28 protein-coding genes are annotated in these 24,385 nt (G+C 67.4%); 14 read left to right on the top strand and 14 right to left on the bottom strand.

What is annotated here, in order from left to right; translation table 11 throughout:
* Nucleotides 1–5: 5 nt before the first annotated feature.
* Both rsgA and aroA read right to left on the bottom strand, forming a co-directional pair.
* A complete protein-coding gene (gene rsgA, locus G7043_RS05120; RefSeq protein WP_166044343.1) occupies nucleotides 6–1,004 on the bottom strand; it encodes a ribosome small subunit-dependent GTPase A in 999 nt (332 codons plus the stop codon).
* A 2-nt stretch (nucleotides 1,005–1,006) separates the two neighbouring features.
* Complete coding sequence (gene aroA, locus G7043_RS05115) at nucleotides 1,007–2,272, bottom strand: 3-phosphoshikimate 1-carboxyvinyltransferase (RefSeq protein WP_166044341.1); 1,266 nt, start codon at nucleotides 2,270–2,272, stop codon at nucleotides 1,007–1,009.
* Nucleotides 2,273–2,357: 85 nt separating this feature from the next.
* Here aroA and G7043_RS05110 point away from each other — a divergent pair, with 85 nt between their 5' ends.
* From G7043_RS05110 to G7043_RS05095, 4 genes are all read left to right on the top strand, one after another.
* On the top strand, nucleotides 2,358–3,086 hold the full coding sequence (locus tag G7043_RS05110) for an SOS response-associated peptidase (RefSeq protein WP_166044339.1): 729 nt from the start codon (nucleotides 2,358–2,360) through the stop codon (nucleotides 3,084–3,086).
* Nucleotides 3,083–3,694: an alpha/beta hydrolase family protein gene (locus tag G7043_RS05105; RefSeq protein WP_166044337.1), complete on the top strand. Its 612-nt coding sequence runs from the start codon at nucleotides 3,083–3,085 to the stop codon at nucleotides 3,692–3,694. Before G7043_RS05110 ends, G7043_RS05105 begins: the two co-directional genes overlap by 4 nt.
* Nucleotides 3,695–3,705: 11 nt before the next feature.
* Nucleotides 3,706–4,248, top strand: a complete 543-nt coding sequence (locus G7043_RS05100) for a DinB family protein (protein WP_166044335.1) — start codon at nucleotides 3,706–3,708, stop codon at nucleotides 4,246–4,248.
* 98 nt (nucleotides 4,249–4,346) lie between these two features.
* Complete coding sequence (locus G7043_RS05095) at nucleotides 4,347–4,835, top strand: hypothetical protein (protein WP_166044333.1); 489 nt, start codon at nucleotides 4,347–4,349, stop codon at nucleotides 4,833–4,835.
* 8 nt (nucleotides 4,836–4,843) lie between these two features.
* Here G7043_RS05095 and ybaK read toward each other — a convergent pair whose 3' ends face one another.
* The gene (ybaK, locus tag G7043_RS05090; protein WP_166044331.1) at nucleotides 4,844–5,320 is read right to left on the bottom strand and encodes a Cys-tRNA(Pro) deacylase; all 477 of its coding nucleotides are present in this window, start codon (nucleotides 5,318–5,320) and stop codon (nucleotides 4,844–4,846) included.
* Nucleotides 5,321–5,370: 50 nt separating this feature from the next.
* Between ybaK and G7043_RS05085 the strand changes: the two genes are divergently transcribed.
* Nucleotides 5,371–6,036, top strand: a complete 666-nt coding sequence (locus tag G7043_RS05085) for a sigma-70 family RNA polymerase sigma factor (protein ID WP_207310558.1) — start codon at nucleotides 5,371–5,373, stop codon at nucleotides 6,034–6,036.
* Entirely contained in the window at nucleotides 6,033–6,293 is a 261-nt protein-coding gene (gene rsrA / locus G7043_RS05080) for a mycothiol system anti-sigma-R factor (RefSeq protein ID WP_166044329.1), read from the top strand. Before G7043_RS05085 ends, rsrA begins: the two co-directional genes overlap by 4 nt.
* Nucleotides 6,294–6,353: 60 nt before the next feature.
* On the opposite strand, the gene G7043_RS50335 is transcribed toward rsrA, so the two are convergent.
* A complete protein-coding gene (locus G7043_RS50335; RefSeq protein ID WP_369809028.1) occupies nucleotides 6,354–6,428 on the bottom strand; it encodes a 50S ribosomal protein bL37 in 75 nt (24 codons plus the stop codon).
* 54 nt (nucleotides 6,429–6,482) lie between these two features.
* On the opposite strand from G7043_RS50335, the gene G7043_RS05075 reads away from it, so the two are divergent.
* Nucleotides 6,483–7,961, top strand: a complete 1,479-nt coding sequence (locus G7043_RS05075) for a sensor histidine kinase (protein WP_166044941.1) — start codon at nucleotides 6,483–6,485, stop codon at nucleotides 7,959–7,961.
* A 141-nt stretch (nucleotides 7,962–8,102) separates the two neighbouring features.
* Here the strand turns inward: G7043_RS05075 and G7043_RS05070 are convergent, their stop codons facing one another.
* On the bottom strand, nucleotides 8,103–8,357 hold the full coding sequence (locus tag G7043_RS05070; protein WP_015104912.1) for a WhiB family transcriptional regulator: 255 nt from the start codon (nucleotides 8,355–8,357) through the stop codon (nucleotides 8,103–8,105).
* 246 nt (nucleotides 8,358–8,603) lie between these two features.
* Nucleotides 8,604–9,545, bottom strand: coding sequence for a diacylglycerol/lipid kinase family protein (locus G7043_RS05065; protein ID WP_166044327.1), 942 nt, complete (start codon nucleotides 9,543–9,545; stop codon nucleotides 8,604–8,606).
* A 252-nt stretch (nucleotides 9,546–9,797) separates the two neighbouring features.
* Here G7043_RS05065 and G7043_RS05060 point away from each other — a divergent pair, with 252 nt between their 5' ends.
* From G7043_RS05060 to G7043_RS05050, 3 genes are all read left to right on the top strand, one after another.
* A complete protein-coding gene (locus G7043_RS05060; protein ID WP_166044325.1) occupies nucleotides 9,798–10,217 on the top strand; it encodes a hypothetical protein in 420 nt (139 codons plus the stop codon).
* An 82-nt stretch (nucleotides 10,218–10,299) separates the two neighbouring features.
* Nucleotides 10,300–11,013 carry a S1 family peptidase gene (locus G7043_RS05055; RefSeq protein ID WP_166044323.1) on the top strand — a complete coding sequence of 238 codons (714 nt, stop codon included), beginning with the start codon at nucleotides 10,300–10,302 and terminating at the stop codon, nucleotides 11,011–11,013.
* Nucleotides 11,014–11,170: 157 nt separating this feature from the next.
* Nucleotides 11,171–11,983, top strand: a complete 813-nt coding sequence (locus G7043_RS05050) for an SAM-dependent methyltransferase (RefSeq protein WP_166044321.1) — start codon at nucleotides 11,171–11,173, stop codon at nucleotides 11,981–11,983.
* On the opposite strand, the gene G7043_RS05045 is transcribed toward G7043_RS05050, so the two are convergent.
* From G7043_RS05045 to G7043_RS05030, 4 genes are all read right to left on the bottom strand, one after another.
* A complete protein-coding gene (locus G7043_RS05045) occupies nucleotides 11,980–13,452 on the bottom strand; it encodes a glycoside hydrolase family 28 protein (RefSeq protein ID WP_166044319.1) in 1,473 nt (490 codons plus the stop codon). The two genes, G7043_RS05050 and G7043_RS05045, sit on opposite strands and share 4 nt — an antisense overlap.
* A 150-nt stretch (nucleotides 13,453–13,602) precedes the next feature.
* Complete coding sequence (locus G7043_RS05040) at nucleotides 13,603–14,022, bottom strand: DUF5684 domain-containing protein (RefSeq protein ID WP_207310556.1); 420 nt, start codon at nucleotides 14,020–14,022, stop codon at nucleotides 13,603–13,605.
* 128 nt (nucleotides 14,023–14,150) lie between these two features.
* Complete coding sequence (locus tag G7043_RS05035) at nucleotides 14,151–14,624, bottom strand: GNAT family N-acetyltransferase (RefSeq protein WP_166044317.1); 474 nt, start codon at nucleotides 14,622–14,624, stop codon at nucleotides 14,151–14,153.
* The gene (locus tag G7043_RS05030) at nucleotides 14,624–15,220 is read right to left on the bottom strand and encodes a histidine phosphatase family protein (RefSeq protein WP_166044315.1); all 597 of its coding nucleotides are present in this window, start codon (nucleotides 15,218–15,220) and stop codon (nucleotides 14,624–14,626) included. The genes G7043_RS05035 and G7043_RS05030 overlap by 1 nt, the downstream gene beginning before the upstream one ends.
* Before the next feature lie 68 nt (nucleotides 15,221–15,288).
* Here G7043_RS05030 and G7043_RS05025 point away from each other — a divergent pair, with 68 nt between their 5' ends.
* Nucleotides 15,289–15,450 carry a hypothetical protein gene (locus G7043_RS05025; RefSeq protein WP_166044313.1) on the top strand — a complete coding sequence of 54 codons (162 nt, stop codon included), beginning with the start codon at nucleotides 15,289–15,291 and terminating at the stop codon, nucleotides 15,448–15,450.
* Between the two features lies 1 nt (nucleotide 15,451).
* Here the strand turns inward: G7043_RS05025 and G7043_RS05020 are convergent, their stop codons facing one another.
* Nucleotides 15,452–15,949 (bottom strand): hypothetical protein, encoded by a 498-nt coding sequence (locus G7043_RS05020; protein WP_166044311.1) that lies wholly within the window; start codon nucleotides 15,947–15,949, stop codon nucleotides 15,452–15,454.
* A gap of 147 nt (nucleotides 15,950–16,096) precedes the next feature.
* Here G7043_RS05020 and G7043_RS05015 point away from each other — a divergent pair, with 147 nt between their 5' ends.
* Nucleotides 16,097–18,754 carry a hypothetical protein gene (locus tag G7043_RS05015; RefSeq protein ID WP_166044309.1) on the top strand — a complete coding sequence of 886 codons (2,658 nt, stop codon included), beginning with the start codon at nucleotides 16,097–16,099 and terminating at the stop codon, nucleotides 18,752–18,754.
* Nucleotides 18,755–18,789: 35 nt separating this feature from the next.
* On the opposite strand, the gene fxsT is transcribed toward G7043_RS05015, so the two are convergent.
* Together fxsT and sodN are read right to left on the bottom strand one after the other, a co-directional pair.
* Nucleotides 18,790–21,147 carry an FxSxx-COOH system tetratricopeptide repeat protein gene (gene fxsT / locus G7043_RS49780; protein WP_166044307.1) on the bottom strand — a complete coding sequence of 786 codons (2,358 nt, stop codon included), beginning with the start codon at nucleotides 21,145–21,147 and terminating at the stop codon, nucleotides 18,790–18,792.
* 116 nt (nucleotides 21,148–21,263) lie between these two features.
* Nucleotides 21,264–21,671 carry a superoxide dismutase, Ni gene (sodN, locus tag G7043_RS05005; RefSeq protein ID WP_045312164.1) on the bottom strand — a complete coding sequence of 136 codons (408 nt, stop codon included), beginning with the start codon at nucleotides 21,669–21,671 and terminating at the stop codon, nucleotides 21,264–21,266.
* Nucleotides 21,672–21,746: 75 nt separating this feature from the next.
* Here sodN and G7043_RS05000 point away from each other — a divergent pair, with 75 nt between their 5' ends.
* Nucleotides 21,747–22,049 (top strand): S24 family peptidase, encoded by a 303-nt coding sequence (locus G7043_RS05000; protein WP_278185675.1) that lies wholly within the window; start codon nucleotides 21,747–21,749, stop codon nucleotides 22,047–22,049.
* On the opposite strand, the gene G7043_RS04995 is transcribed toward G7043_RS05000, so the two are convergent.
* Nucleotides 22,039–22,638 (bottom strand): dTDP-4-dehydrorhamnose 3,5-epimerase family protein, encoded by a 600-nt coding sequence (locus G7043_RS04995; RefSeq protein WP_166044305.1) that lies wholly within the window; start codon nucleotides 22,636–22,638, stop codon nucleotides 22,039–22,041. The two genes, G7043_RS05000 and G7043_RS04995, sit on opposite strands and share 11 nt — an antisense overlap.
* A gap of 335 nt (nucleotides 22,639–22,973) precedes the next feature.
* On the opposite strand from G7043_RS04995, the gene G7043_RS04990 reads away from it, so the two are divergent.
* Nucleotides 22,974–24,170, top strand: a complete 1,197-nt coding sequence (locus G7043_RS04990; protein ID WP_313887702.1) for an NAD(P)-dependent malic enzyme — start codon at nucleotides 22,974–22,976, stop codon at nucleotides 24,168–24,170.
* Nucleotides 24,171–24,385 lie beyond the last annotated feature (215 nt).

Below are 24,385 nucleotides of genomic sequence, written 5' to 3'. Positions count from 1 at the left end.
CAATCTCATTCCGGGTGTTCGTCCAACCCGGCCTTGGACGCCAGCAGCCGCCGCAACGACGCCAACCGGCCCGGCGCGTCCGGCACGAGCTCGTCCAGCATGCAGCCGGGATCCTCGGGCGCACCCAGATGGCCGCAGCCGGGCGGGCACTCCTCGGCGGCCTCGGCGAAGTCCGGGAACGCCTTCACGATGTCGTCCGGCGTGATGTGCGCGAGGCCGAACGAGCGGATGCCCGGCGTGTCCACGACCCAGCCGCCGTCGGGCAGGCGCAGCGCCACGGCCTGGGTCGAGGTGTGCCGGCCCTTGCCGACACCCGACACCACGCCCACCGCGCGGTTCGCGTCCGGCACCAGTTTGTTGACCAGCGTGGACTTGCCGACACCGGAGTGGCCGATCAGGCACGACACCGTGTCCGTCAGCCGCGCGCGCAGGACGGCGGGCTCCTCGTCGAACCGCGTCACGATGACCGGTACGTCGAGCTCGGTGTACAGCGCGAGCAACTTCTCCGCGGACGCGAGGTCCGACTTCGTCAGGCACAGCACCGGTTCCAGGCCGCCGGCGTACGCGGCGACCAGGCACCGGTCGATGAAACCCGTGCGCGGCGGGGGATCCGCCAGCGCTACCACCATGATGAGCTGGGAGGCGTTCGCGACGACGACCCGTTCGAACGGATCGGTGTCGTCCGCGGTCCGGCGCAGCACCGAGGTCCGCTCCTCGACGCGCACGATGCGGGCCAGCGTGTCCGGCTGGCCCGACGTGTCACCGACGATGCCGACCTGGTCTCCCACCACCACGGGCGTGCGGCCCAGTTCGCGCGCACGCATCGCGGTGACGACGACACCGGACTCCAACGCGCACGTCCAGCGGCCGCGGTCCACGCCGATCACCATCGCGCTCTCGGCGTCGGCGTGTTCGGGTCGCCTCTTGCTGCGCGGCCGCGTCCCCTTGCCGGGGCGCACGCGCACGTCGGACTCGTCGAGGTTGCGCCAGTCCCGCTTGCTCACTTCTACGCGCCCCCGCCGAGCATGGCGTCCCACATCCCCGGGAAGTCGGGGATCGTCTTGGTGGTGCTGCCGATGTCGTCGACCTCGACGCCCGGCACCAGCAGCCCGATGATCGCGCCCGCGGTCGCCATCCGGTGGTCCGCGTAGGCCTTCCACACGCCGCCACGCAACGGCGCCGGCTCGATGATCAGGCCGTCCTCGGTCTCGGAGGCGTTGCCGCCCAACCCGTTGATCTCGTTCACCAGCGCCGCGATCCGGTCGGTCTCGTGGCCGCGGATGTGCGCGACACCGCGGATGACGGTCTGTCCCTCGGCCAGCGAGGCCAGCGCTGCCACCGTCGGCGTCAGCTCGCTCTCGTCGCGCAGGTCGATGTCCAAACCGGACAGTCGCGCCGGCCCGCGCACCGTCAGCCCGCGCTCGGACAACTCGACCGTGCATCCCATGCGCTCCAGGATGTCGCGCACCGAGTCACCGGGCTGGGTGGTCGAAGCGGGCCAGTGCGGAATCGTCACCTCGCCACCGGTCACCGCGGCCGCCGCCAGGAACACCGTCGCGTTCGACAGGTCCGGCTCCACGTGCCACGTGCGGGCGGCGATTGGACCGGGCTCGACGTGCCACAGGTTCGCCTCGGTCTCCACCCGGACGCCCACCGAACGCAGCGTCTGGACCGTCATGTCGATGTGCGGCAACGAAGGCACGGGCTTGCCGTCGTGCCGCACCGTCACGCCCTTCTCGTACCGCGCGGCGGACAGCAGCAGCCCGGAGACGAACTGCGACGAGCCCGACGCGTCGATCGTCACCTCGCCACCGGCCACCGATCCCGTGCCGCGCAACGTGAACGGCAGCGAGTCGCCCTCGATGTCCGCGCCCAGCGAACGCAACGCACTCAGCACGGTCGCCATCGGCCGCGTGCGGGCGTGCGGGTCGCCGTCGAACCTGATCTCGCCCTCGGCCAGCGCGGCGGCGGGCGGCAGGAACCGCATGACCGTGCCCGCGAGACCGCAGTCGACGTCGGCAGGCCCGCGCAACGCACCGGGCGTCACGTCCCAGCCGCCGTCCTCCCGGTCGGCGAAACCGACGCCCAACGACGAGAGTGCGGCGGCCATCAACACGGTGTCCCGGCTGCGCAACGGCGCGTGCACGGTGGAGGGCCCGTCGGCCAGTGCCGCGAGCACCAGCACGCGGTTGGTGATCGACTTCGAGCCGGGCACCGGCACGGTCGCGTGGACTGGACCGGGTGCGCTGGGAGCTGACCAGTGCTGAGTCATGCGTGAATGATCCCGCATCCCCAATGGCGTGGCTCGCACAGGTGTTCCCGACGTGCGACGATGACGACTTCGGAGGTGATCGGTTTTGTGCGGTAGGTACGCCTCCACCAAGGACCCGGCGCTGCTGGCGGCCGAGTTCGACGCGGTGGACGGGACCGGCGACGAAGCGCCGGGGGCGGACTACAACATCGCTCCCACCAAGCACGTCATGGCCGTGGTCGAGCGCAAACCAGAGGACGAGGAGCTGGAGCGCAGCATCCGCGTCATGCGCTGGGGCCTCGTCCCGCACTGGGCCAAGGACCTCTCCGGCGCCGCCAAGATGATCAACGCCCGCGCCGAGAGCGTGCTGACCAAGCCCGCCTACAAGCAGTCCGCGATCAAGCGCCGCTGCATCCTTCCCGCCGAGGGCTGGTACGAATGGCAGCCGGGCGAAGGGCGCAAACAGCCGTACTTCATCACCCTCGGCGATGGCGCTTCGCTGGCCATGGCCGGCATCTGGTCGGTGTGGTGGAAGGACGACGTCCCCACCGTCACGTGCGCGGTGCTCACCACGGACGCCATCGGCGCTGTGACCGAGGTGCACCACCGCATGCCGTTGCTGCTGCCTCAGGACCGCTGGTCCGCCTGGCTCGACCCGACGTCCCTCGACCCGAGCGAGCTGCTGGCTCCTGATCCTTCGATCGTCGACGCGCTCGAACTGCGCCCGGTATCGACGGCGGTGAACAGTGTGAAGAACAACAACGCCTCGTTGATGGACCGCGTCTCGTTGACTGAAGACGAGAAGCCCGCACCCACGTTGTTCGAGCAGTCGTGACGACGCTGTTGGTGGACACGCCGCACGGCCCCGCGCGGGCCTCGCTGCACTGTGCCCACGAACCGCGTGCGGCACTGCTGCTGGGCCACGGCGCCGGTGGTGGGGTGGAGGCCCCGGATCTGGTCGCCGCGTGCCACGCCGCCAACAAGGTCGGCGTGCACGTGGCCCTGATCGAGCAGCCCTACCGCGTCGCGGGCCGCCGTGCCCCCGCGCCGGCCAAGCAGCTCGACACCGCCTGGCTGTCCGTGGTCGACGACCTGGGCGAACGCTGGTTCGACGGCCTGCCGCTGGTGTTCGGCGGCCGGTCGTCGGGCGCGCGCGTGGCCTGTCGCACGAGCGTCGAGGGCCAGGCCGTCGCGGTGCTGTGCCTGGCTTTCCCCGTGCACCCGCCGGGCAAGCCGGAGAAGTCCCGCATGGCCGAGCTGGACGGTGTCGAGGTCGCGACCCTGGTCGTGCAGGGTGAGAACGACCCGTTCGGCCAGCCCGAGCGGTCCAAGCACCGCGAAGTCGTGCTGCTGCAGGGTGACCACTCGCTCAAGGCGTCCGTCGCGGACGTCGGCCGATCTGTCGGCGAATGGCTGGACCGGGTTCTGCGTCCGCTCGACTAACGTCCTGGATCATGAGCGACTTCGACGAGCACGGCCGTCCCGAACCGCCGATGGACGGCGACGAGTTCGCCACCCTGAACGGCTTCCTGGAGTGGCAGCGCGCCACTCTCGCGTGGAAGACCAAGGGCCTCGACGCGGAGCAGCTCAACCGGACCGTGGCGAAGTCGTCGATGACGCTCGGCGGCATCCTCAAGCACATGGCCTACGTGGAACAGCAGTGGTTCCACGTCGTGCTGCAGGACCGCGAGCCGCTGGAGCCGTGGGCGAGCGTCGACTGGAAGGCCGACAACGACTGGGACTGGCACTCGGCCGCCGACGACACGCCTGAGCAGCTCAACTCCCTCTGGCAGGACGACGTCGCCCGAGCCCGCAAGGCCGTCGAAGAGGCCCTCGAAACCGGTGACCTCGGCCAACTCGCCAAGCGCGCGCCGTGGAGCGACGGCCGCAGGATGAGCCTGCGCTGGATCCTGACCCACATGGTCGAGGAGTACGCGCGGCACAACGGTCACGCGGACCTGCTCCGCGAGGCGATCGACGGTCAGACCGGCGAATAGCGAGCGCCGGCTCGAAACGTTTCGATACAACCGAACGCGGATCGAAGGCGTTTCCGGTGTGTCCGGGCAACACCAATCGAGAAGCATTCGGAGTACATGTGAGCATGCTCGGCAAGACCGCTGTGGCACTGGCCGGTGCCGCCCTCATGGCCGTGACGGGAACCTCGGTGGCCCAGGCCGAAACCCCGTGGTGCACCGGCAGCGACCTGGTGATCAGCGCCCACCGCATGAACAAGCCGTCGGCGAACAAGACGCAGCACTGGATGAGGTTCGCCCCCGCCGAGGGCGCCTCCTGCAAGATCAGCGGCACGCTCGGCAACGTGCGCTTCGTCGACGAGGGAGGGCGGGAGATGAACCTCCAGGTGACCGGGGGCGAGCCCGGGGAGGACGTCGCGGTACCGGTCGGCGGGATCTACGAGGCCGCTGCCTACGTGATCTCGACGATCCAAGGTCCCCAGGTCTTCCCGGCGTCGATCCATTTCGACCTGCCCGGCCAGGACGGCCCCGGCGATCGTGTGGCCGTCGCCTGGCCGTCGGGTATCGGCGCGCTCGTCCAGGTGGGAGGCCTGCGGAGGCCGGCTGACTAGGACACGGCTCAAGCGCTGATCGAGGCCACCACGGCCGAGGTCAGGCGAACCAGTTCGGCAGGCGTGATCTCGACTTCGAGGCCACGCCTGCCGGCACTGCAGAACACCGTCTCGAACTCCAACGCCGATGAGTCGATGACGACCGGCAGCCGCTTCTTCTGGCCCAGCGGCGAGATCCCGCCCGCGACGTACCCGGTGGCGCGCTCGGCGTCGGCGACGACGGCCATCTTGGCCTTCTTGCCCTTCAACGCCGCGGCGAGACCCTTCAGGTCGAGCTGCCCGGTGACCGGCACGACGCCGACCGCGAGCTTGCCGTCCACTTCGGCCACGAGCGTCTTGAAGACGCGGCCCGGCACCAGCCCGAGCGCCTCGGCCGCCTCCAGCCCGTAGGACTCGTGGCGGGGGTCGTGCTCGTACGAGTGCAAGGTGTGCGCCACCCGCTGCTTGTCCAGCAACGCTGTGGCGGGCGTCCCACGTCCGGCCATGCGGAATTACTACCAGCACGTTCGTTGTTACTGAGGACGTGGTGACGAACATGCTCGAGCGGCCCCGCGTAGAGTCAGACCCGACCCAGAACCAGTGGGAAGGGAGCGCGGTGCCCGCCACCGGCACGACGGAGACGACGGCGGAGCGAGCCGCGCGTTTCGAGCGCGACGCGATGCCCATGCTCGACCAGCTGTACTCGGCGGCCCTGCGCATGACGCGCAACCCGGCCGATGCCGAGGACCTGGTCCAGGAGACGTTCCTCAAGGCCTACTCGGCGTTCGCGTCCTTTTCGGAGGGCACGAACCTCAAGGCCTGGCTGTACCGGATCCTGACGAACACCTACATCAACGGCTACCGCAAGAAGCAGCGCCAGCCGATTCAGCAGCCGACCGACGAGATCACGGACTGGCAGCTGGCGCAGGCGGAGAGCCACACCTCGTCCGGGCTGCGCAGCGCCGAGGTCGAGGCACTCGACAACCTGCCCGACAGCGACGTCAAGGAAGCATTGCAGCGGTTGCCGGAGGAGTTCCGGATCGCGGTCTACCTCGCCGATGTCGAAGGCTTCGCGTACAAGGAGATCGCAGACATCATGGGCACCCCGATCGGCACGGTGATGTCCCGGTTGCACCGGGGCCGTCGCCAGCTCCGCGACATGCTGGCGGACGTCGCCCGCGAGCGCGGATTCCTCCGAGGAAGCAACGGAGACGCGTCATGAACTGCGGCGAACCCCACGACACCGACTGCTCAGAGGTGCTGTCCGAGGTCTGGCTGTTCCTGGACCAGGAATGTGACCAGACTCGCCGTGCGGCGCTGCAGACGCACCTCGACGAGTGCCATCCGTGCCTGGAGCAGTTCGGGCTGGAGGAGCACCTCAAGGCGCTGCTCGCGCGCAAGTGCGGCGGCGACTACGCCCCGGCCGACCTGAAGGCGCGCATCAGGGCCACGATCGTGGAGATCCGCTCCGAGGACTGAGTCCTCGCCCAAGACAAAAGGCCCTGGTCACGTGCTCGTGACCAGGGCCTTTCGCAGCACTCAGGCGTTGGGGCGCTTGCCTCGGTTGGCGCCGCCCTTTTTGCGGTCGCGGCGCTTGCGAGCACGCTTCGACATGGGTGTCTCCTAGGATCAGAACTGCTTCAACCACCAGTTTCTCATGGAGGAGTTCTGTCTACCCTCACGGACCTGCTGGCCGAGCACACCAAGCTCTCCGGCGCCGCCGTCGACCACCTCCAACTGGTCGTCGCGGAGTGGCAACTCCTCTCCGACCTCTCGTTCGCGGACTTCAACATGTGGGTGCCGCTGGACGACCACAAGTTCCTCTGCGTCGCGCAGGCCCGTCCCACCACGGCGCCGACGGCTCACCCGGAGGACGTGGTCGGCAGCGAGGTGGACACCGAGGAACACCCGCAGCTGCGCCGGGCCATCGACGAGTCGCGGATCTGCCGCGAGGAGGACCCGCGCTGGCACCTGGGCGTCCCGGTGCGGCGCGAGACCATCCCGGTGCGGCTGGGCACCCAGGTCATCGCGGTGCTGAGCCGCAGCACGAACCTGGCGGTGCCGCGGGTGCCCTCGCCGTTGGAGATCTCGTACCTCGGCAGCGCCGCCGACCTGTGCCAGATGATCGCGGACGGCACGTTCCCCGCCCCCGAACCGTCGCCGGACGTGCACACCAGCCCACGTGTGGGTGACGGCCTGATCAGGCTCGATCCGTCCGGCGCGGTGGTGTTCGCCTCGCCGAACGCCCTGTCGGCGTACCACCGCATGGGCCACGCTTCGGACCTCGTGGGCGTGCACCTCGCACCGCTCACCCGCAGCCTCATCGGCGACCCGTTCGACGCCACGGAAGTCGCTCAGCGGATCAGGCAGGCGTTGGACGGCCAGCCGTCGATGCGCATGGAGGCCGAGTCACGCCGCGGTGCCGCCGTGTTGTTCCGTTCGTTGCCCCTCAGGCCACGCGGGCAGGCCGCGGGCGCCATCGTGCTGTGCCGCGACGTCACCGAGGTGCGCCGGCGCGACCGCGCGTTGATGTCCAAGGACGCCACCATCCGCGAGATCCACCACCGGGTGAAGAACAACCTGCAGACCGTCGCGGCCCTGCTGAGGCTGCAAAGCCGCAGGTTGAGCAACCCGGAGGCGAAGGAGGCGCTGGCCGAGTCGGTCCGCCGTGTGACTTCCATCGCACTGGTTCACGAGACGTTGTCGATGTCGGTCGACGAGCGAGTCGATCTTGACGACGTGGTCGACAAGGTGATCCCGATGATGAGCGACGTGGCGGTCACCGAGACTCAGGTGAGCGTGCGTCGGGAGGGTGGTTTTGGGATCGTTCCGGCCGAGATCGCCACTCCGCTGGTGATGGTGCTGACCGAGCTCGTGCAGAACGCCTTCGAGCACGCTTACGCCCCTGGCCAGCGCGGAGAGGTCGTCGTGCACTCCGAGCGGTCCGCGAAATGGCTCGACGTGACGATCACCGACGACGGAAAGGGGCTTCCGCCCGGTTTCTCCCTGGAGCGCACGGATCGTCTCGGTCTGCAGATCGTTCGGACCCTTGTGGATTCCGAACTGAGGGGCTCGTTGAGCTTGCGGCGAAGGCCCCGAGGCGGTACAGAGGCGGTCCTGCGCGTGCCGCTCAGAGGGCGGCGCTAAACTAACGCCGTGCACACGTGACGATCAGCCTCAGCGGTCTCACGTGGTCATGCGGGAGGGTGTGCAAACAAACGAAGAAGCCCGACACCTGGCACGGTGTCGGGCTTCTTCTTTATGTGTTGTTCGCGGCTAACTGCCTGGTCAGGCGTTGCTGCGGGCCCGCGTGCGGGCGTTGCGGCGCTTGAGTGCGCGGCGCTCGTCTTCGCTCATCCCGCCCCAGACGCCGGCGTCCTGGCCGCTCTCGAGCGCCCACGCGAGGCAGTCGGAGACGACGGGGCAGCGGCGGCAGACGGTCTTCGCCTCGGCGATCTGAAGCAGCGCGGGACCACTGTTCCCAACGGGGAAGAACAGCTCGGGGTCCTCGTCGCGGCAGATCGCGCGGTGGCGCCAGTCCATTGGAACTACTCCTCAGCAGTAGGCGCGCACAAGGGCACGCCGGTTGTCAGCGGTCGTTTTGGGGTGCTTGTGAATGCTTTCACGAACGGCTGGGATGTCAAGGGGTTAGCACTGACCCGGTGAGTGAACTCACCCAAAAGATCGACAGCGTTCACCTGGGGTTTAACGCTCTGCTGTCACTCGACTGCAGTACATCCCGGGTGAGTACCGAGACAGTCACGAACCGATCACGGACTGTCAAGTTGCTTATACGGCAACAGTCAACGAGTCGGGGACTGCCCGGAACTCCACCGCAGTCGTCATGCCGAGGAAATCTCCGTCGACCTGGAGGTTGGCGGGCTCCTCGCACTTCACTCTGACATAACCCACGTCATCACGCCGAACGAGATTCCCGCCCTTGGGATTGCCCGTCGCCAGGACCTGGGCGATGTACCGCCCGACCGTGGGCACCCGCAGCGTCTTCAGGGCACTCAGGCCGAGGCCGCCGTCGAACGACGTGCTGGGGTTGAGCTGGATGGCCCGGTCGCCGAAGTACGTCCACGGGTCGGTGTTCGACACGAACACCATGCCGACGTCGTTGAACGGCGCCTCGCCCGGAACCTCGACCGTGAAGTGCTGCGGCTTGCGCACGTTCTGCGCATAAGCCCCGAGCGCGACGCTCAGATAGAGAGCGGGGCTCGCGTTGCGGCCCTTGGCGCGCTTCTTCTCCACGCCGGCGACGACGTCGGCGTCCAGGCCCATGCCCGCGTTGAACGTGAACCAGCGGCCCTTGCCGCCCTCGACGACGTCCGAGAAGACCTGACCGAGCCCGATCCGGCGCTTGGTGCCGTGCTCGATGGACTGCAGCAGCACGTGGGTGGCCTCGACCGGGTCGCGCGGGATGCCGAGCGCGCCCGCGAAGACGTTCGCCGAACCGCCGGGCACGACGCCGAGCATCGGCTTGTTGGGGCGGGGGCCGCCGCGCAGGATGCCGTTCACGACCTCGTTCACCGTGCCGTCGCCGCCGTGGGCGATGACCAGGTCGAACCCGTCCTCGGCGGCCTTGCTCGCGGCGTCGGCCGCGTGGCCGCGGTAGGAGGTCTGGATGATCTCCAGCTGCACGTCGCTGGCGAGCGCGTGCGCCAACACGTCACGGCCCGCCGGCGTTGTTGTAGTCGCCTGCGGGTTCACCACGAGAAGAGCGCGCACTACTTGAGGGTAAGACAGTGCGTGACCGTCAGCGGCGCGCATGTCCTCCCTCAGGGTGGCTCCAGCCTCACGAAAGTGGCGCAAATCTCCCTTCCGTCAGCACCGCGTGCGCCTCGCAGACGAGTGCACCCCGGACGACCGCCGGCTCGCTGAAGGCCCCTTGATCTTCCCGCGCCGAGCGTGCCGAGAGAGCCCTCCAACCGGGTGGCCTACGATCCGTGACCAGGTACAGAACGTGAGGAAAGGTCTCCTGTGACTACTGGGACCCCGGCGCCACCGCGCTCGGTGCGCGTCGCCGCCGTGCTCACCTTTCTGCAGGGTCTGGGCGGTGTCGGGCTGGCCGTCGCGCTCGCCGTCCGGGTGATCGGCGGGGCGACCCCCGCGGGCCCGATCCTCGGCGCCGCCGGTGTGCTGGTGATCTGGTTCGGCGGCGCGATCCTCGCGTCGGTCCTGTTGTTCCGCGGTGAGCACGGTGCGCGCACGCCCGTGATCGTCACGCAGCTGCTGTTGCTCGGCTGCGCCTGGTACGCGTACGGACCGTCGGAGCAGCAGCTGCTCGGTTCGCTGGGCGGCATCTACTGCGTTGTCGTGCTCGTCTTCCTGTTCACCCGTGATGGCCGCCAGTGGGCGTTGGGCCTGAGCGATGTGAACGAAGGTGACAAAGCCGACTAACGGAGGGTGGTCACGGTCACACGACCGAGTGAAGCTGTGCGTGGTTGCTTAACCACTCCCTGCACTCACGAGGTGACCAACCATGCGTGTTCTGACCGCGATCGCGGGCGCCCTCCTGGCGGCGCTCTCCCTCGCTCCCGTGACGGCTTCGGCAGCGCCCGAGGACCCGAACATGTCGCCGATGATCATCGGCGGCGGCTACGCGTCGAACTTCCCGTACGCCGCCCGGCTGTTCTTCAACGGCCGGGAGAACTGCTCCGCCACGAAGATCGCCCCTCGGTGGATCCTGACCGCCGAGCACTGCGTGTCGGGCAACGGCACGTACACGTTCCGCGCGGGCAGCCTGGACCAGACCTCCGGCGGCCAGCTGGTGACCGGTACCCGGATCATCAAGCACCCGTCGGCAGACCTGGCGCTCGTCCAGGTCGGCACGACGATGACGGCGCCGTTCTCCCCGCTCGCCGGCAGCTCCGACGGCGTGACCAGGGGCCAGACCGTGCAGCTCTACGGCTGGGGCGCCACCTGCACCAACCAGCCGGAGATCAACTGCCAGTCGCGCTACCTGAAGGTCGCGAACACCAGCGTCACGAACCCCAACGGTTCGGACTACCGCGGTGGTCGTGCGATCTCCGTCCAGCGCATCGACGGCATCGCCGCCGGTGGTGACTCGGGCGGCCCGATGTTCGCGGCCGGTCGTCAGGTCGGCGTCGCGTCCACCTCGGACCGCGCAACGCGCTCCAACTACACCCGCATCGCCACCTACCGCTCCTGGATCACCACCAACGCCGGCGTCTGATCTGACCGCACGCGGGGCCCTTTCGTACTGTGTGACAGTGCGAAAGCGCCCCGCGTGCCATCTGCGGGCGTCACCCTGCGTGTTCACTAATGGTGGATGGACACGAACGGAGTAGCCGGTTACCGTGCCTCCAGCGTTCGCGCGCTCGGGGAGCAGGGTGAGGTGCGCAGTGCAGGACGGCCCGAAGCGGGTGACCACCAACGGCGATTCCGAACGCCCAAATGTGGCTCGCCTGTTCGACTACTACCTCGGCGGGGCACACAACTTCGCGGTCGACCGCGCGGTCGCCGAGGAGAGCATCAAGCACTTCCCGGTCGCCGAAATGGCCCGCACGATCAGGTCTTTCTCCCGGCGCGTGGTGCGGCTGTGCGCGGAGGAAATGGGCATCCGCCAGTTCCTCGACCTCGGTAGCGGCATCCCGACCGCGGGCAACGTGCACGAGGTGGCCCAGTCCATCGACCCGTCGTGCAACGTCGTCTACGTCGACCACGACCCGGTGACCGTCGCTCACGCCCGCACGATGCTGCGCGACAACCTCAACGCCGCCATCGTGCAGTCCGACGTGTGCGACGTCGGAGCCGTCTTACGAGACCCGGAAACGCGCCGTCTGATCGACTTCACCAAACCGACCGCCGTGCTGATGGTCGGCATCCTCCCGTACGTCTCCGACGAGCCCGCGGGTGTCGTTGCGCGCTATCGCGCCGCGTTGTGCGAAGGCAGCGTTCTGGCGTTGACGCACCTCACGAAGGACGTCGAGCCTGGTCTGGTGGACCAGCTGCTCAATCTCTCGAGCGAGATGGGGTCCGCGCTCGTGCCGCGGTCCAAGCAGGACGTCGAGGACTTCGTCTGCGGGCTCAAGCTGCTCGAACCCGGACTGGTGCTCGCCGCCCACTGGCGGGCGGACGGCGAGCTGCCGGGTACCTCGGCGCTGGCCGACGCGTCGACCTATGGCGCGGTCGGCGTCATCTAGTTCGTTTTTGCTCGCAGTGTCTGGCCGGTCGTCGTCGTGCTGTTCGTGACCGACGTTCCGGTGCTCTTGCGCCACAGCAGGTCGTTCGCGCCAGTGCTGCGTTCCACCTTCACGCCGTTGAGCGAGATGTTCTGCACGCTGTCGGTGGTGAACGCGGGCCGTCCGTCGTTCTTGTCGAACTCGATCGTGCTGTCGATGAACTTCACGTCGGTCGCGTTGCGGATCCAGAACCCGAACGCCGGCCGCACGCCGAAGATGCGCGGCGGGTACTCGCCGGAGACCTCCGGCGGGCTCTTCGAGGCGTCGGATTCCTTGTGGTTGCCGGGAACCGTGAGTTTCACGTTGTCGAAGGTCAGGCCCGTGATCTTCGAGTCCGACCGGCCGGAGATGGTCGACGCGTACTCCGGGTCGCCGGGGATGTCGCGCGGCGCGGTCAGGTTGGTGCCGGTGATGTTCCGATACGTGATGTTGCGGATCTTGCCCGCCGGCGGGTTGTTCGGGCAGCGGCCGCGCTTGCCGATGTGGATGAAGATCGGCGAGGCGGTCTTGGTGAGCTGGATGTTGTCGTAGACGACGTCCTCGATCACCGCGCCGTCCATGGACACCATGCCCAGCCCCGCCTTGGAGGCGCCGGTGACCTTGAGGTTGCGGAACTGGATGTTCTTGAAGCTGCCGCAGGTCTCCGAGCCGAACTGGATCGCGTTGTTCTCCGTCGACCCGATGGTGGAGTCGCGGACGACGTTGTTCTCGCTCAGGAACGTCTTGCCGGTGGCGTAGTCGCTCTTGAACGCCACCGCGTCGTCGCTCGCGACGATCGTGGAGTTCGACAGCTCGACGTTGGAGCTGTTGATGAAGTTGATGCCGTCGCGGTCGTCGGGGCTGTCGACGGTGATGCGGTCGAGCTTCATCCCGTTGCAGCCGTTGACGATGATCGCGAAGTGACCGGCCTCCCGGAACGTCACGTCGGTGATGTTGACGTTCTTGCAGAACTTGAGCGACAGCATCTTGTCGCCCTTGCCGGCCGGGATGTTCTCACCGGTCTCCAGCTTGTTGGCGCCGTCGATGACGCCCTTGCCGGTGAAGTTGACGTTCTCGACGTTCTCGCCCCACAGCAGCGCGTTGCGGAAGTGGCTGTGCCCGAAGTCCTGGTACTTCGAGTTCGGGTTGGACTCCGGCGCGTCGATGCCGCTGCCGGACGCCACGATCCGCGCGCCCTGCTGGACGTTGATGGTGACGTTGCTCTTGAGGTGGATCGAGCGGGACAGGTACGTGCCCGGCGGGATTTCGACGATCCCGTTGCCGGCCGCGCTCGCCGCCGCGATGGCCTTGTCGATGGCGACCGAGTCGATCGCCTTGCCGTCGCCCTTCGCGCCGTAGTCCTTGACGTTGAAGCTGGCCGCCTTCGCCACGCCCACCGGTGCCACGACCACCGCTAGTGCGACGAACGCGCCGGTCAGTCGACGCCTCATCGTTGAGAGGTCCTTCCTCGTCCTGCGTCGAGGGCGGCGGCAGCCCGGCGTCTGAAACGCACTGAAAACGATTTCATTTCTGACCTTAGTGAAGGCCGGGCCTGAAGTACAGGGGTGACTTCGTGGCCCGGCCTGTCAGAGTGGTGCGGCTCAGCCCTGGTAGGCGCCCTGCGGGCCCGCGAGCGCGGCCGGGCCGCGGTACTGCGCGCCACCGAACGCGAGGATCGCGTAGCCGATGATGCTGAACAGCCACAGGCCGACGACGCCGAAGACGGAGTCCTTGCCGAAGGACTTCGAGATGTCCATCGAGACGATCAGCGCCATGATGATGTTGACGAACGGGATCAGCATCAGGATCAGCCACCAGCCGGGACGGCCCGCGACCTTCAGCCACACGTAGATGTTGTAGATCGGGATGATCGCCGCCCAGCCCGGCTGACCGGCCTTCGTGAAGGTCTTCCACATCACGACGACGGCGAAGACGATGAACGCCAGGTAGATGATCGTGCCGACGATGCCGATGCCTGCGGCGGCGGACGGGTCGATCTCGGTGGTCGGGTCAGTGCCCACGGTCGTTCCTTCTTTCCACGCTTACTTTTTGTGCCGGGGGATCGGCGAGCGGGGACGCTGCCAGGACCGTGGACCGGTCCTGTGTGGAATTCCCGTTTCGTGAGCTTTTCGAGACCTTCCGTCAACCTTCAGAGTGAAGAAGCCAGCTTTTGCAGCGCTTCATCGGCCACTCGCATCACCGTCCACTCGTCCATTGGGACGGCACCGAGTTTCTTGTAGAAACCGATGCTGGGCTCGTTCCAGTTGAGGACCGACCACTGGAGCCTCGTGTAACCCTTGGCGACGCACTCCTGGGCGAGTGTTTCCAGAAGTTTCCTGCCGATGCCGCTGCCGCGTTGCGCCGGCGTGACGTAGAGGTCCTCCAGGTAGATGCCGTGCACGCCGTCCCACGTCGAGAAGTTGAGGAACCACAACGCGATCCCGACGACCTGACCGTCCACTTCGGCCACATGGCCGAACAGCGCGGGGTTGTCGTCGAACAGCGCGGTGTGCAACTGCTCGGAGGTGAGGTGACACTCCTCAGGCGCCCGTTCGTACAGGGCGAGCTCGTGCACCAGCTTCACGACCGCGTCGACGTCACGCGGTTCTACCCGTCGGATCATCAGATCTCCCAAGCAGGCACGTTGAGCCTGCGCACCTGCGGGTCGCCCCGCTCGTCGCCCAGCTGGCAGATGCCCGCCGGGTCCAGTCCGAAGTGGACACCCTGGTCGGGTGCCAGGCCCAGCCACGCCGCGATCAGCACGCGACTGAAGTGCCCGTGGCCCACCAGCACCACGTCGCCGCCGGGCAGGATCTTGCGCACGTCGGCGAGCACCGCGCGGGCCCGCTCCTGCACCTCCGCGTGCGTCTCGCCGCCCGGCATCGGGTGCGTCCACACCGTCCATCCCGGCACGCGCTCGCGAATCTGCGGCGTGGTGATGCCCTCGTAGTCGCCGTAGTCCCACTCGGCGAGCTCCTCGGTCGTCGCGTTGACCTCCAGCCCGGCCAGCGCGGCCGTTCTGGTGGCACGCTGCCGCGGACTCGTCAGCACGAGCGCCGGCGCCTGGTCCGTTCCCCTCAGCCGGGCGAGCGTGGCGCCCGCCCGGCGTGCCTGCTGCTCGCCCTCGGGCGTCAGCTCGATGTCAGTGCGTCCCGTGTGCCTGCCGCTCTCGGACCACTCGGTCTGGCCGTGGCGCAGCAGGTAGAGGTGGGTGCTCACCTGTTCGATCCTAGGAGGTGACGGGCACCACGTTTGGGGGAGTCCACGTTCGAGGTACCCCGCTCGCCATGACCGCCGAGCACCCTGACCACGGCGCCCCCGACGAGGTCGACCCACACGAGATCCGCGAGGCCTTCGGGGTTCGCGTCGCGCGCATCCGGACGGAACTGACCTCGACGTGGAACAAGTTGCGCCAGAACGAGCGCGACGCCGACCCGAGAATCGAGTGAGCTAGCGCCGTTCGAACGGCTGCTCCGAGGTCCGGTAGCGCTCGCCCGCGGTGCCGGGCTTGATCAGCACCACGAAGTCCAGCTGCTCGCCTGAGGCGTCTGCGTCGATCATGTGCGTGGTCACGCTCCACCGCCCCGGTGGCAACGGCACCGCGAAACCTTCGTCGTCCTCGGCGTTTCCGGTGATGTGCTCGATTCCGCCCACCCGCACGTCGGTCTCGCTCACCAGCAGGTACGGCTCGGAGCTGACGACGACGTGCCGCTGTTCGGTCTCGGTGAGCGCCGCTTCGTCGCCCCACCGCACGACGAACTCCCAGGCGCCGTCCATGCCGGTGCTGAGCGGGACCATCGAGCCGATCTCGATGTGGCGCATGATGCCCGCGTCTTCAAGCAGTTCCTCGTCCCAGCTGTCGTAGTCGACGACGTGGCTGAACGGCTTGCGGTGCCACAGCACCTGCATTCCCGCGTCCGTCGCGACGAGACCTCTTGCCTGTTCCACGTGTGTTCCCCCGGTTGTTGGGCTGAACGGCGTAATACCTCGGGCGGGTTGTCGTTTTGATTGGCAGATTCCGGCGCAATGGTGCCCCGAGTGCTGTGCGGCGTCGCTAGAACGGAGTGGCTCCATCTGTTGTGAGGGGGACCACACATGCGTCGCACAGTCGCGCTGTTACTACCTGTTCTGCTGGCCGCGGTAATACCCGCACTGCCCGCGTCGGCCGCGCCGGAACCGCCGTCGGTTCCGGGCTGGGCCGTCGCCGGAGACGTGATCCGGTGGACCGCTCCCGCGCCGATGCCGTTGCTGGACGCGGGTGTCGAGTTCTGGGAGGGCGACAAGTTCCTGGGCCGGGCCCAGGAGTCCACGAACCTGCGCACCTTCACGTTGAGAGCCGATTTGAGAGACCCCGCCGCACTGCAGGTGCGTTCGGCGGGCAGGCGGCTGGACGTCACCGAACCTTCGGTGGCTTCGCTGACCGCTCCCGTGCTGCCCGAGTTGCAGCCGTCGGCGGAGGTCGATCCCGGAAAGCCCGGCCCGTACGGCACCAGTTCCGGTGAGTACGAACTCGACTCGATCAAGCTGCCCGAGTACGCGGCGCCGATCGAGATGGAAGCCGTCGTCGTCGCGCCCAAGGGTGCTCCCGGCAAGCGGCCGCTGGTGCTGTTCCTGCACGGCAGGCACTTCACTTGCTACAACAAGACGAACCCGAACCAGATCACCCTAAACTGGCCGTGTCCCGACGGTCTGACCGCCGTGCCGAGTCACCGCGGTTACCTGAAGACGCAGGAACTGCTGGCGTCGCAGGGATACGTGACGGTGTCGATCTCGGCCAACGGCATCAACGCCCAGGACAACCAGACCAGCGACCTGGGCGCGCAGGGACGTTCTTCGTTGGTGCGCCACCACCTGGCCTTGTGGGCGGACTGGTCCGCCGGCCGCGGCTCGGTGCCGCCGATCGTTCGATCCGCACCCGCCGACATGTCGAAGGTGTTGCTGGTGGGCCACTCCCGCGGCGGTGAGGGCGTCAACCGCGCCGCCACCGACAGCCTCACCCCGCCACCGGGTGACACCGGCTTCACCGGCCAGGTGCGCTGGAACATCCGCGGCACCGTGCTGATCGGCCCCACGATCTTCGGCCACAACCCAGCGCCGGACGTGCCTTCGGTGACGTTCCTGCCCGGTTGCGACGGCGACGTGTCCGACTTGCAGGGCCAGATGTTCGTGGACCAGACCCGCGGCCTGAGCCGTGGCGAGGCGTTGCACAGCGCCCTGTACATGGTCGGCGCCAACCACAACTACTTCAACAGCGAGTGGACGCCAGGCCAGGCCGAAGCGCCGGCGTTCGACGACTTCTGGCCGGGCCAGACCCCGGACCCGTTGTGCACGCCCGGCACCGCGACTCGGTTGACCGCCGACCAGCAGCAAGCCGCCGGCGCGACCTACGTGGCGGCGTCCGCAGGCCTGTTCCTGTCCCGCGACACCTCGCTGCTGCCCCTGCTCGACGGCACGGGTGTCCGCGCCCCGTCCGCCGACCCGGCCCGCGTCCTCTCGCACGCGATCGGGGGCGCCCGCAAGCCTTTCGTGGTGCCGGACGCTTCCACGGTTGCCTCCGGCAGCGCTCGGGTGTGCCAGCAAACCTCGAACGCCCCGGCGGTCACGTGCGGCGGCTCGCGTTCACCGCACTTCGTCGCCTTCCGTTTTGGCACCTCACAGCCCGAACGCCTCTCGATTGCCCTGCAGTGGTCGGCCGCGGGACAGGCGGCTGTGGTCCAGCCTTCTTCGCCCGTGTCGTTGCACGGTTCGCGCGCTCTTGCCCTCCGCCTGGCCGTCCCGCCGAACGCGTCCGCTTCTCGGTTCGCCGTTTCAGTGACTGACCAAAGTGGACAGAAGCGTTCTTTGGGATCGGTTTCCGTGGCGGGGCTGCCCGGCACTGATCGCACGAGTTCCCTGTGGGCACAGGAAGTCCGCATTGGGTTGCCTTCCGGCGTCGGCCGTGTCACGTCGCTGGAGCTGGTGCCCGAGTCCGCTTCCGGTACGGCGTGGCTGATCGACGCCTACGGCTGGAACAAGGGCCTCGTCCCGGTCGTGCCGGCGCGCCTCGGCCGCGTGGACGCCACCACGATCGCGGTGGACGAGGGCGACTCCGGTACCCAGACGCACAACATCGTCGTCTCGGCGTCCGGCACCGGCACCCGCGTGTTCCGGCTCTTCTACAACACCCCGGACAACCAGCCGGCGACCAAGCTCGTGACGCTGAAGCCCGGCGAGCACCGTGTCGAGGTGCCGGTCTCGTTCACCGGCAACACGAGGTGGAGCGCCGACACCCGCCACCCGGTGACGGTGCAGGCGATCTCCAACGCCGTCGTCGGCTCCGCGTTCGGCGGGCTGTTGGTGCGCAACGACGACCCGGCTCCCACCGTCTCGGTCGCTCCGGTGGCTGACAGCGTCGTGGAGGGAGGTGCTCTGAAGTGGAAGCTGACCTTGTCCGAGACCGCCGACGCCAGCGTCCTCTTCGCGGCCTTCCCGATCGCGCCGGCCGCCGGGACGGAACTGTCCACAACGGACGTCGACCCCGACTGGTTCTTCCAGAACTCGGGTGAGGACGTGCTGCCTTCGCGGCCGCTGTCTTCGACGCAGATGTACCTGTGGGTGGTCATCCCGCCTGGTCAGACCTCGATCGAGGTGCCGGTGCCGACCTTGGCCGACACCGTTGCCGAGGGGGAGGAGCAGGTGCGGTTCCGGTTCGAGGGGCAGCGGCCGACCGGGGTGGAGTTCGAGGTGACCGGCAAGGTCACTGACGCCGCGTAGTCCTTGCACGACAAGCGAACGGTGCCGCTTCCCGCTCAGGAGGCGGCACCGTTCTGTTCCTCGATTTCTTGTGCGCGCCGACGCATGGTTCGCGCTTCATCGACACGGCCCATTAGCTCGAGCCCACTGCTGAGGCGCCTGAGATCGAGGGCGATATTTGGATGCTTGGACCCGTAGGCTGCTTCATCGATCGCTAGAGCTCGTTCGAGCAGAGACACGGCCTCACCCGGATCGTTGAGATCAATGAAAGCGCCAGCGAGATTGATCAGCGTGGTCGCGAAATAGGGGTGGTTGGGGCCGTAGGTGGCTTCGGTGATGGCGAGTGCTCGTTGGAGTGTGGCGAGAGCATCGTCCAGTTGGGCCAACCCACTGTGAGCGACGCCGATAGCGTTCAGGTGAGTGATCAATCTGGGGTGCCTTGGCCCATGAGCGGCTTCGTCAATGGCGAGCGCCCGTTGAGCCAACGGCAGAGCTTCGGCGTGGCGGTTCTGGCCACAGAGGAATCCGGCGAGGTTGATGAGGTTCTCGGCGACCCTCGGGGTGTCATGGCCATGGGTCGATTCGTTGATCGTGAGAGCCCGTTTGATGTGAAGCAGCGCTTCGTCAGTCCTGCCCACGGCGTTGAGCGCGAGTGCGACGTTGTTCAGTCGAGTGGCAACCATGGGACTGCCCGCGCCATGACTGGTTTCATCAATTGACAGCGCCTGCTCGTGCAGGGAGATGGCCTCCAAGGGACGGCCGGTTGTATGGAGGTACGTTCCCGCACGATCACATAGCCATGACGTGGCGCCCGTAGGCTTGTGCACAACCTCTATAACTGCGAGAACGTGGGGCAACAGAACTCGCCATCGTGGCCAATTCACCGGTGTGCCTAGAGCGTCATTACCGGGTAGGTCGGTCGCGAGGAGCTTTTGCACTTCACTAATTGTAGGTAAGTCGTGGTCTCGTGCTCGCAGCGAATGCTGGAGAAGTCGGTGGACGATCGTGATCTCGTCGCTGGTGCGTCGGACGAAGAACCAGTTGACCAGTTCACCGACGGTGTCCTGCCAGGTGAGTTCGTCCTGAACGGCCTCGGCTAAGAGTGAGGGCAGCTTCTCAGGATGGTTGGTGAAGAGGTCAAGTGGCACGGGCTCCGGCGCCATCCACGCGATCAGGTTGAGAAGCTGGACCGCTGCGGGATTCTGTTCGCTCAACGCCGCCAGGGACAGATTCCACAGCGTGGTGAGCGTTTCCTGTCTGCCGATCACCTGTCCGCGACCGATCATATCCGCTGCTCGCCGGCGGAACAGGCGCAAATAGCCGTCCACCGACATCCCGGTGCTCTCGATGTAGGCAGCGGCCTGCTCGATCGCCAGCGGTAGGTCGCCGAGCAGTTCGGCCAGGCTGTTCACCTGTTTGTCGGAGGCGCCGGGAACTCTTCGTCGCAACAGCGCGGTGCTTTCGGCACGATCGAGCACGTCGAGATCAAGCACAGCGCCCAAAGCCCCGAACGTGCTGCGCCGCGTCGTGATCACGACCTGACCCTGGCCTGAGGGTAGATAGGGCCGCAGTGCCGCGGGGTCTTCCGCGTTGTCGAAGACCAGCAGCCACCGTTGGCGAGCCCGGAGAGTGGTCAGCACCTGCGCGTTCGCGGAAGGAACGACGTCCAAGCCGAGGGCGATCCCCAGTTCAGTGAGATGGTCCGGGATCAACGTCGGTTGTTCGGCAGGGATCCACCATACGATCTCGAAGTCGCTCGCAAAGCGGTGTGCGTACTCGATCGCGAGTTGTGTCTTTCCCACACCGCCCATGCCGAGCAACGAATGGACGGTGACAGTCCGGCCCGAATTCATGGCCTTGCGCATGCGGTCGAGCGACTCGACCCGGCCGGTGAAGTGCGGGTTGCGGCCCGGCACGTTCCACACAGCAGGGAGTGCCCCGGGAAAGCTTGGCCTCGTCGGCCGACCCGGAAAGTGGGGGCTCGTAGGAGGCTTCAGTCGACCCGTCAGCGCGCCCCGCACAACGCGCTGCAGTTCGGTGCGCGCCGCGTCCTCGTTCAGCCCGAACAGGTCCGCTGAGACGACCGACGCCAGGAGCCCAGGCCGTTCGCAGTCCTCCACCCGCAGCACGAGCAGCTTGCGATCAGCACCGGTGGGATCGTCCCGCCACGCGGCCTGCCATTCGGCCGTCCCGTACACGGAGTCCAGGTACGCGGCGGACAGCACGGCGATGGTGCGTTCGGAAGCCTGCACGCCCCGATGCATCAGGTCGACCCAGTTGGTGCCGGGCACCATGTCCCAGGCCTGTACGAGCACCTCGTGGCCTGCCGCTTCCAGTTCCCAGGCGATCCACTCGGCCCAGGCCTTGTCGGCCCCCGTGTACGACACGAAGAAGTCCGGCACCTGGAATCCCACCCCTCAAAGCGTGTGCATCAGGTCACATCGCACAGCACCAATGATGGGTTACCTCAAACGACAAACGGCGCCGCCCCCTGCCCAGGGGAGCGGCGCCGTTCAAAGACCAGAGGGGCTCAGCCCTGCTTGGTCTCCCAGAAAATCTTGTCGATCTGCGCGATCAGGTCCAGCAGGGCCTGACCCGACGCCGGGTCCATCGACCCCTTGGTGCCGCCCGCACCCGCGGCCTTGGTGGCGCGGTTGAACAGGTCGTGCAGCTCGGGGTACTTCTCGAAGTGCGGCGGCTTGAAGTAGTCCGTCCACAGCACCCACAGGTGGTGCTTGACGAGCTCGCTGCGCTGCTCCTTGATCAGGACAGCGCGCTCCCGGAACTCCGGGTCCTCGTTGGCCTGGTACTTCTCCTGGACCGCCTTGATCGACTCGGCCTCGATGCGGGCCTGCGCCGGGTCGTAGACGCCACAGGGCAGGTCGCAGTGCGCGGTGGCTTCGACGCGCGGGCGGAGAATGCGCGACACGAGTCGCATCGTTCCTCCCAGAATCAAAAAACAGTGGATGCTCCGACAGGTAGGACCCTACTCCGGCTGACCGAAGGGTGATCGTTGAGACCGCGTCTCTCCACCGTGCTCGTGAAGGGGCCGTCGATGGTGCCGGCCCTGCGCAACGACGACATCGTGCTGGTCAGGTGGGGTGTGGCGCCGAAACCCAACGACGTCGTGCTCGTCACATGGGCCAGCAGGCCGGGTCAACTGTCGGTCAAGCGGGCCTCCCACCCAGTGGACGGCGGGTGGCACGTGGTGGGAGACAACCCGTTCGCCAGCACGGACTCCGAACACCTCGGACCTGCGGAGGTGCTCGGAGTCGTCAAAGCTCGACTATGGCCGAGGCCCCGGTTCAGACTTTGAGGGACGCGTACAGGGCCACGCAGTCCTCGTAGCGCGGCAGCACGCCGGCTTCGTAGGCCTCGGCCAGCGTCGGGGCGGCCGTGTCCTTCTCCGACAGCAGGAACTCGAGCTCGCGCGGCCACGGCAGGTCCAGCGCGGGGTCCAGGGGCGTCAGGCCGTGTTCGCCGGACGGGTTGTAGACGGTGGAGCAGAGGTAGTTCATGGTCGTGTCGTCTTCCAACGCGATCATCGCGTGGCCGAGCCCCTCGGCCAGGTAGACGGCGTTGCACTTGGTGGAGGACACGTGCACCGCCTCCCACTGGCCGAACGTGGGCGAGCCGACCCGGATGTCGATGATCATGTCGATGAACGAGCCGCGGGGGCAGAAGACGTACTTCGCCTGCGACGGCGGGACGTCCGCGTAGTGGATGCCGCGGATGGTGCCGGCGCGGGACACGCTGTGGTTCGTCTGGGCGACCTTCAGCGGGTGGCCGACCGCCTCGACGAAGGCTGCCTCCTGGTACGGCGAGACGAACACGCCGCGGTCGTCGGGAAAAGTCCGAGGGATGAACTCGAACGCGCCGTCAATTTTCAGCGAACTCGCCTGCATGCCGTCACTCTAAGGCGTCAATCTTTCTTGACCGATCGGGTGCTTCCTGCCTGCATAAACCGACTGGTCGGTGCAGAAAACCGGACGGACGTCTTGTTGCATGCCCTCTGACCTGCGGAAAAAGTGTGATCCCCGCCGCAGACAGCAGACCGGGACCCTGCCACACTTCCGTCACCCGCAGCACTCGGGCGGTTCGTCGACGGAAAACTCGTGGACGAAGTCGACCGAGTTTCAAGGCCCCGTGTACCCGGCGTGACAACGCTGGGCCGGTGCGCCGTTTGGTGATGAGCCCATGTCCGGGGCTACTACGCCGCCCGCACCGCAGGAGGGACGCCGTGACAGCAGTGAACGAAGCCCGTATCGAGAACTCCGATCCGACGCAGTTGACGGACGAGGAGATCTTCAACGCGCACCTGGGCGGGAAGCTCGAGGTCGGCGCGACCGCCTCGCTCGCTGACCCGAAAGCGCTGTCCATCGCGTACACCCCTGGTGTCGCACGAGTGAGCAAGGCCATCGCGGAGGACGCCGCGCTCGCCGCGAAGTACACCTGGGCGCACCGCCTGGTCGTCGTCGTCAGCGACGGCACCGCCGTGCTCGGCCTCGGTGACATCGGCCCGAGCGCGTCGCTGCCCGTCATGGAGGGCAAGTCCGCGCTGTTCAAGACCTTCGGCGGCCTCGACTCCATCCCGCTCGTGCTCAACACGACGGACGTGGACGAGATCGTCGAGACGCTGGTCCGGCTGCGTCCGTCGTTCGGCGCGGTCAACCTCGAGGACGTCTCCGCGCCGCGCTGCTTCGAGCTGGAGCAGAAGCTGATCGAGGCGCTCGACTGCCCGGTCATGCACGACGACCAGCACGGCACGGCGGTCGTCTCGCTCGCCGCGCTCAACGGCGCGAACACGGTGCTCGGCAAGAACATCGGCGACCAGCGGGTGGTCATCTCCGGTGCGGGCGCCGCGGGCATCGCGATCGCCAAGATCCTCCTTGCCGCCGGCGCCGGCGACATCACGCTGCTCGACTCGCGCGGCATCGTCCGCACGGGCCGCGCCGGCCTCAACCCGGTCAAGGAAGAGATCGCGGCGGTCACCAACTCCAGCAACCTCGACGGCGGCATCGACGTGGCTCTGCGCGGCGCGGACGTCTTCATCGGCGTCTCGTCGTCAAAGGTGTCCGAGGACCTGATCGCGAGCATGGTGGACGACTCGATCGTGTTCGCACTGTCCAACCCGGACCCCGAGGTGCACCCGGAGGTCGCCGCTCGGCACGCCGCCATCGTGGCGACGGGTCGCAGCGACTTCCCGAACCAGATCAACAACGTGCTCGCGTTCCCGGGCATTTTCCGCGGGGCGCTCGACGCGGGTGCGCGACGGATCACCGAAGGCATGAAGCTCGCCGCCGCGGATGCCATTCTGGCCGTTGCGAAAGATGATTTGGGTCCAGACCGAATTGTTCCGTCCGCACTGGACCCGCGCGTCGGTCCCGAGGTCGCCGCAGCTGTGGCGCTCGCCGCGAAGGCCGACGGCGTGGCCTGATCAAACGGCCTGATCACGGGCCTGAACCTGCAGTTCATTCGCCAGCCCTTTCGCATGTGCACGGGTACCGGAACCACGAACGTGGCTTTTCGTTAACCCGTGCAGGGGTGGGCGATGACGCTCTGAAGCGCTACCGTCCCTCTCCTCGGGTGTTCACCCGAGGAGAGGGTTCGTGTTTGCCGCCGTTCGGGTGCCCGTTGTCGTGCCCACCCGAA

Source organism: Lentzea alba (assembly GCF_011067745.1).
GTDB classification, from domain to species: Bacteria; Actinomycetota; Actinomycetes; order Mycobacteriales; family Pseudonocardiaceae; genus Lentzea; species Lentzea alba.
This window is presented reverse-complemented; position numbering and strand designations above follow the sequence as displayed.

What these genes read in the sequence shown, in the direction of transcription:
- G7043_RS05100 (WP_166044335.1), top strand. Translation starts at nt 3,706, where the DNA reads ATGAGCGACTTCGACGAGCACGGCCGTCCCGAACCGCCGATGGACGGC.
- G7043_RS05085 (WP_207310558.1), top strand. Translation starts at nt 5,371, where the DNA reads ATGCTCGAGCGGCCCCGCGTAGAGTCAGACCCGACCCAGAACCAGTGG.
- G7043_RS05070 (WP_015104912.1), bottom strand. Translation starts at nt 8,357, where the DNA reads ATGGACTGGCGCCACCGCGCGATCTGCCGCGACGAGGACCCCGAGCTG.
- G7043_RS05035 (WP_166044317.1), bottom strand. Translation starts at nt 14,624, where the DNA reads ATGATCCGACGGGTAGAACCGCGTGACGTCGACGCGGTCGTGAAGCTG.
- sodN (WP_045312164.1), bottom strand. Translation starts at nt 21,671, where the DNA reads ATGCGACTCGTGTCGCGCATTCTCCGCCCGCGCGTCGAAGCCACCGCG.
- aroA (WP_166044341.1), bottom strand. Translation starts at nt 2,272, where the DNA reads ATGACTCAGCACTGGTCAGCTCCCAGCGCACCCGGTCCAGTCCACGCG.
- G7043_RS05015 (WP_166044309.1), top strand. Translation starts at nt 16,097, where the DNA reads ATGCGTCGCACAGTCGCGCTGTTACTACCTGTTCTGCTGGCCGCGGTA.
- rsrA (WP_166044329.1), top strand. Translation starts at nt 6,033, where the DNA reads ATGAACTGCGGCGAACCCCACGACACCGACTGCTCAGAGGTGCTGTCC.
- G7043_RS05025 (WP_166044313.1), top strand. Translation starts at nt 15,289, where the DNA reads ATGACCGCCGAGCACCCTGACCACGGCGCCCCCGACGAGGTCGACCCA.
- G7043_RS05045 (WP_166044319.1), bottom strand. Translation starts at nt 13,452, where the DNA reads ATGAGGCGTCGACTGACCGGCGCGTTCGTCGCACTAGCGGTGGTCGTG.
- G7043_RS05055 (WP_166044323.1), top strand. Translation starts at nt 10,300, where the DNA reads ATGCGTGTTCTGACCGCGATCGCGGGCGCCCTCCTGGCGGCGCTCTCC.
- G7043_RS04995 (WP_166044305.1), bottom strand. Translation starts at nt 22,638, where the DNA reads ATGCAGGCGAGTTCGCTGAAAATTGACGGCGCGTTCGAGTTCATCCCT.
- ybaK (WP_166044331.1), bottom strand. Translation starts at nt 5,320, where the DNA reads ATGGCCGGACGTGGGACGCCCGCCACAGCGTTGCTGGACAAGCAGCGG.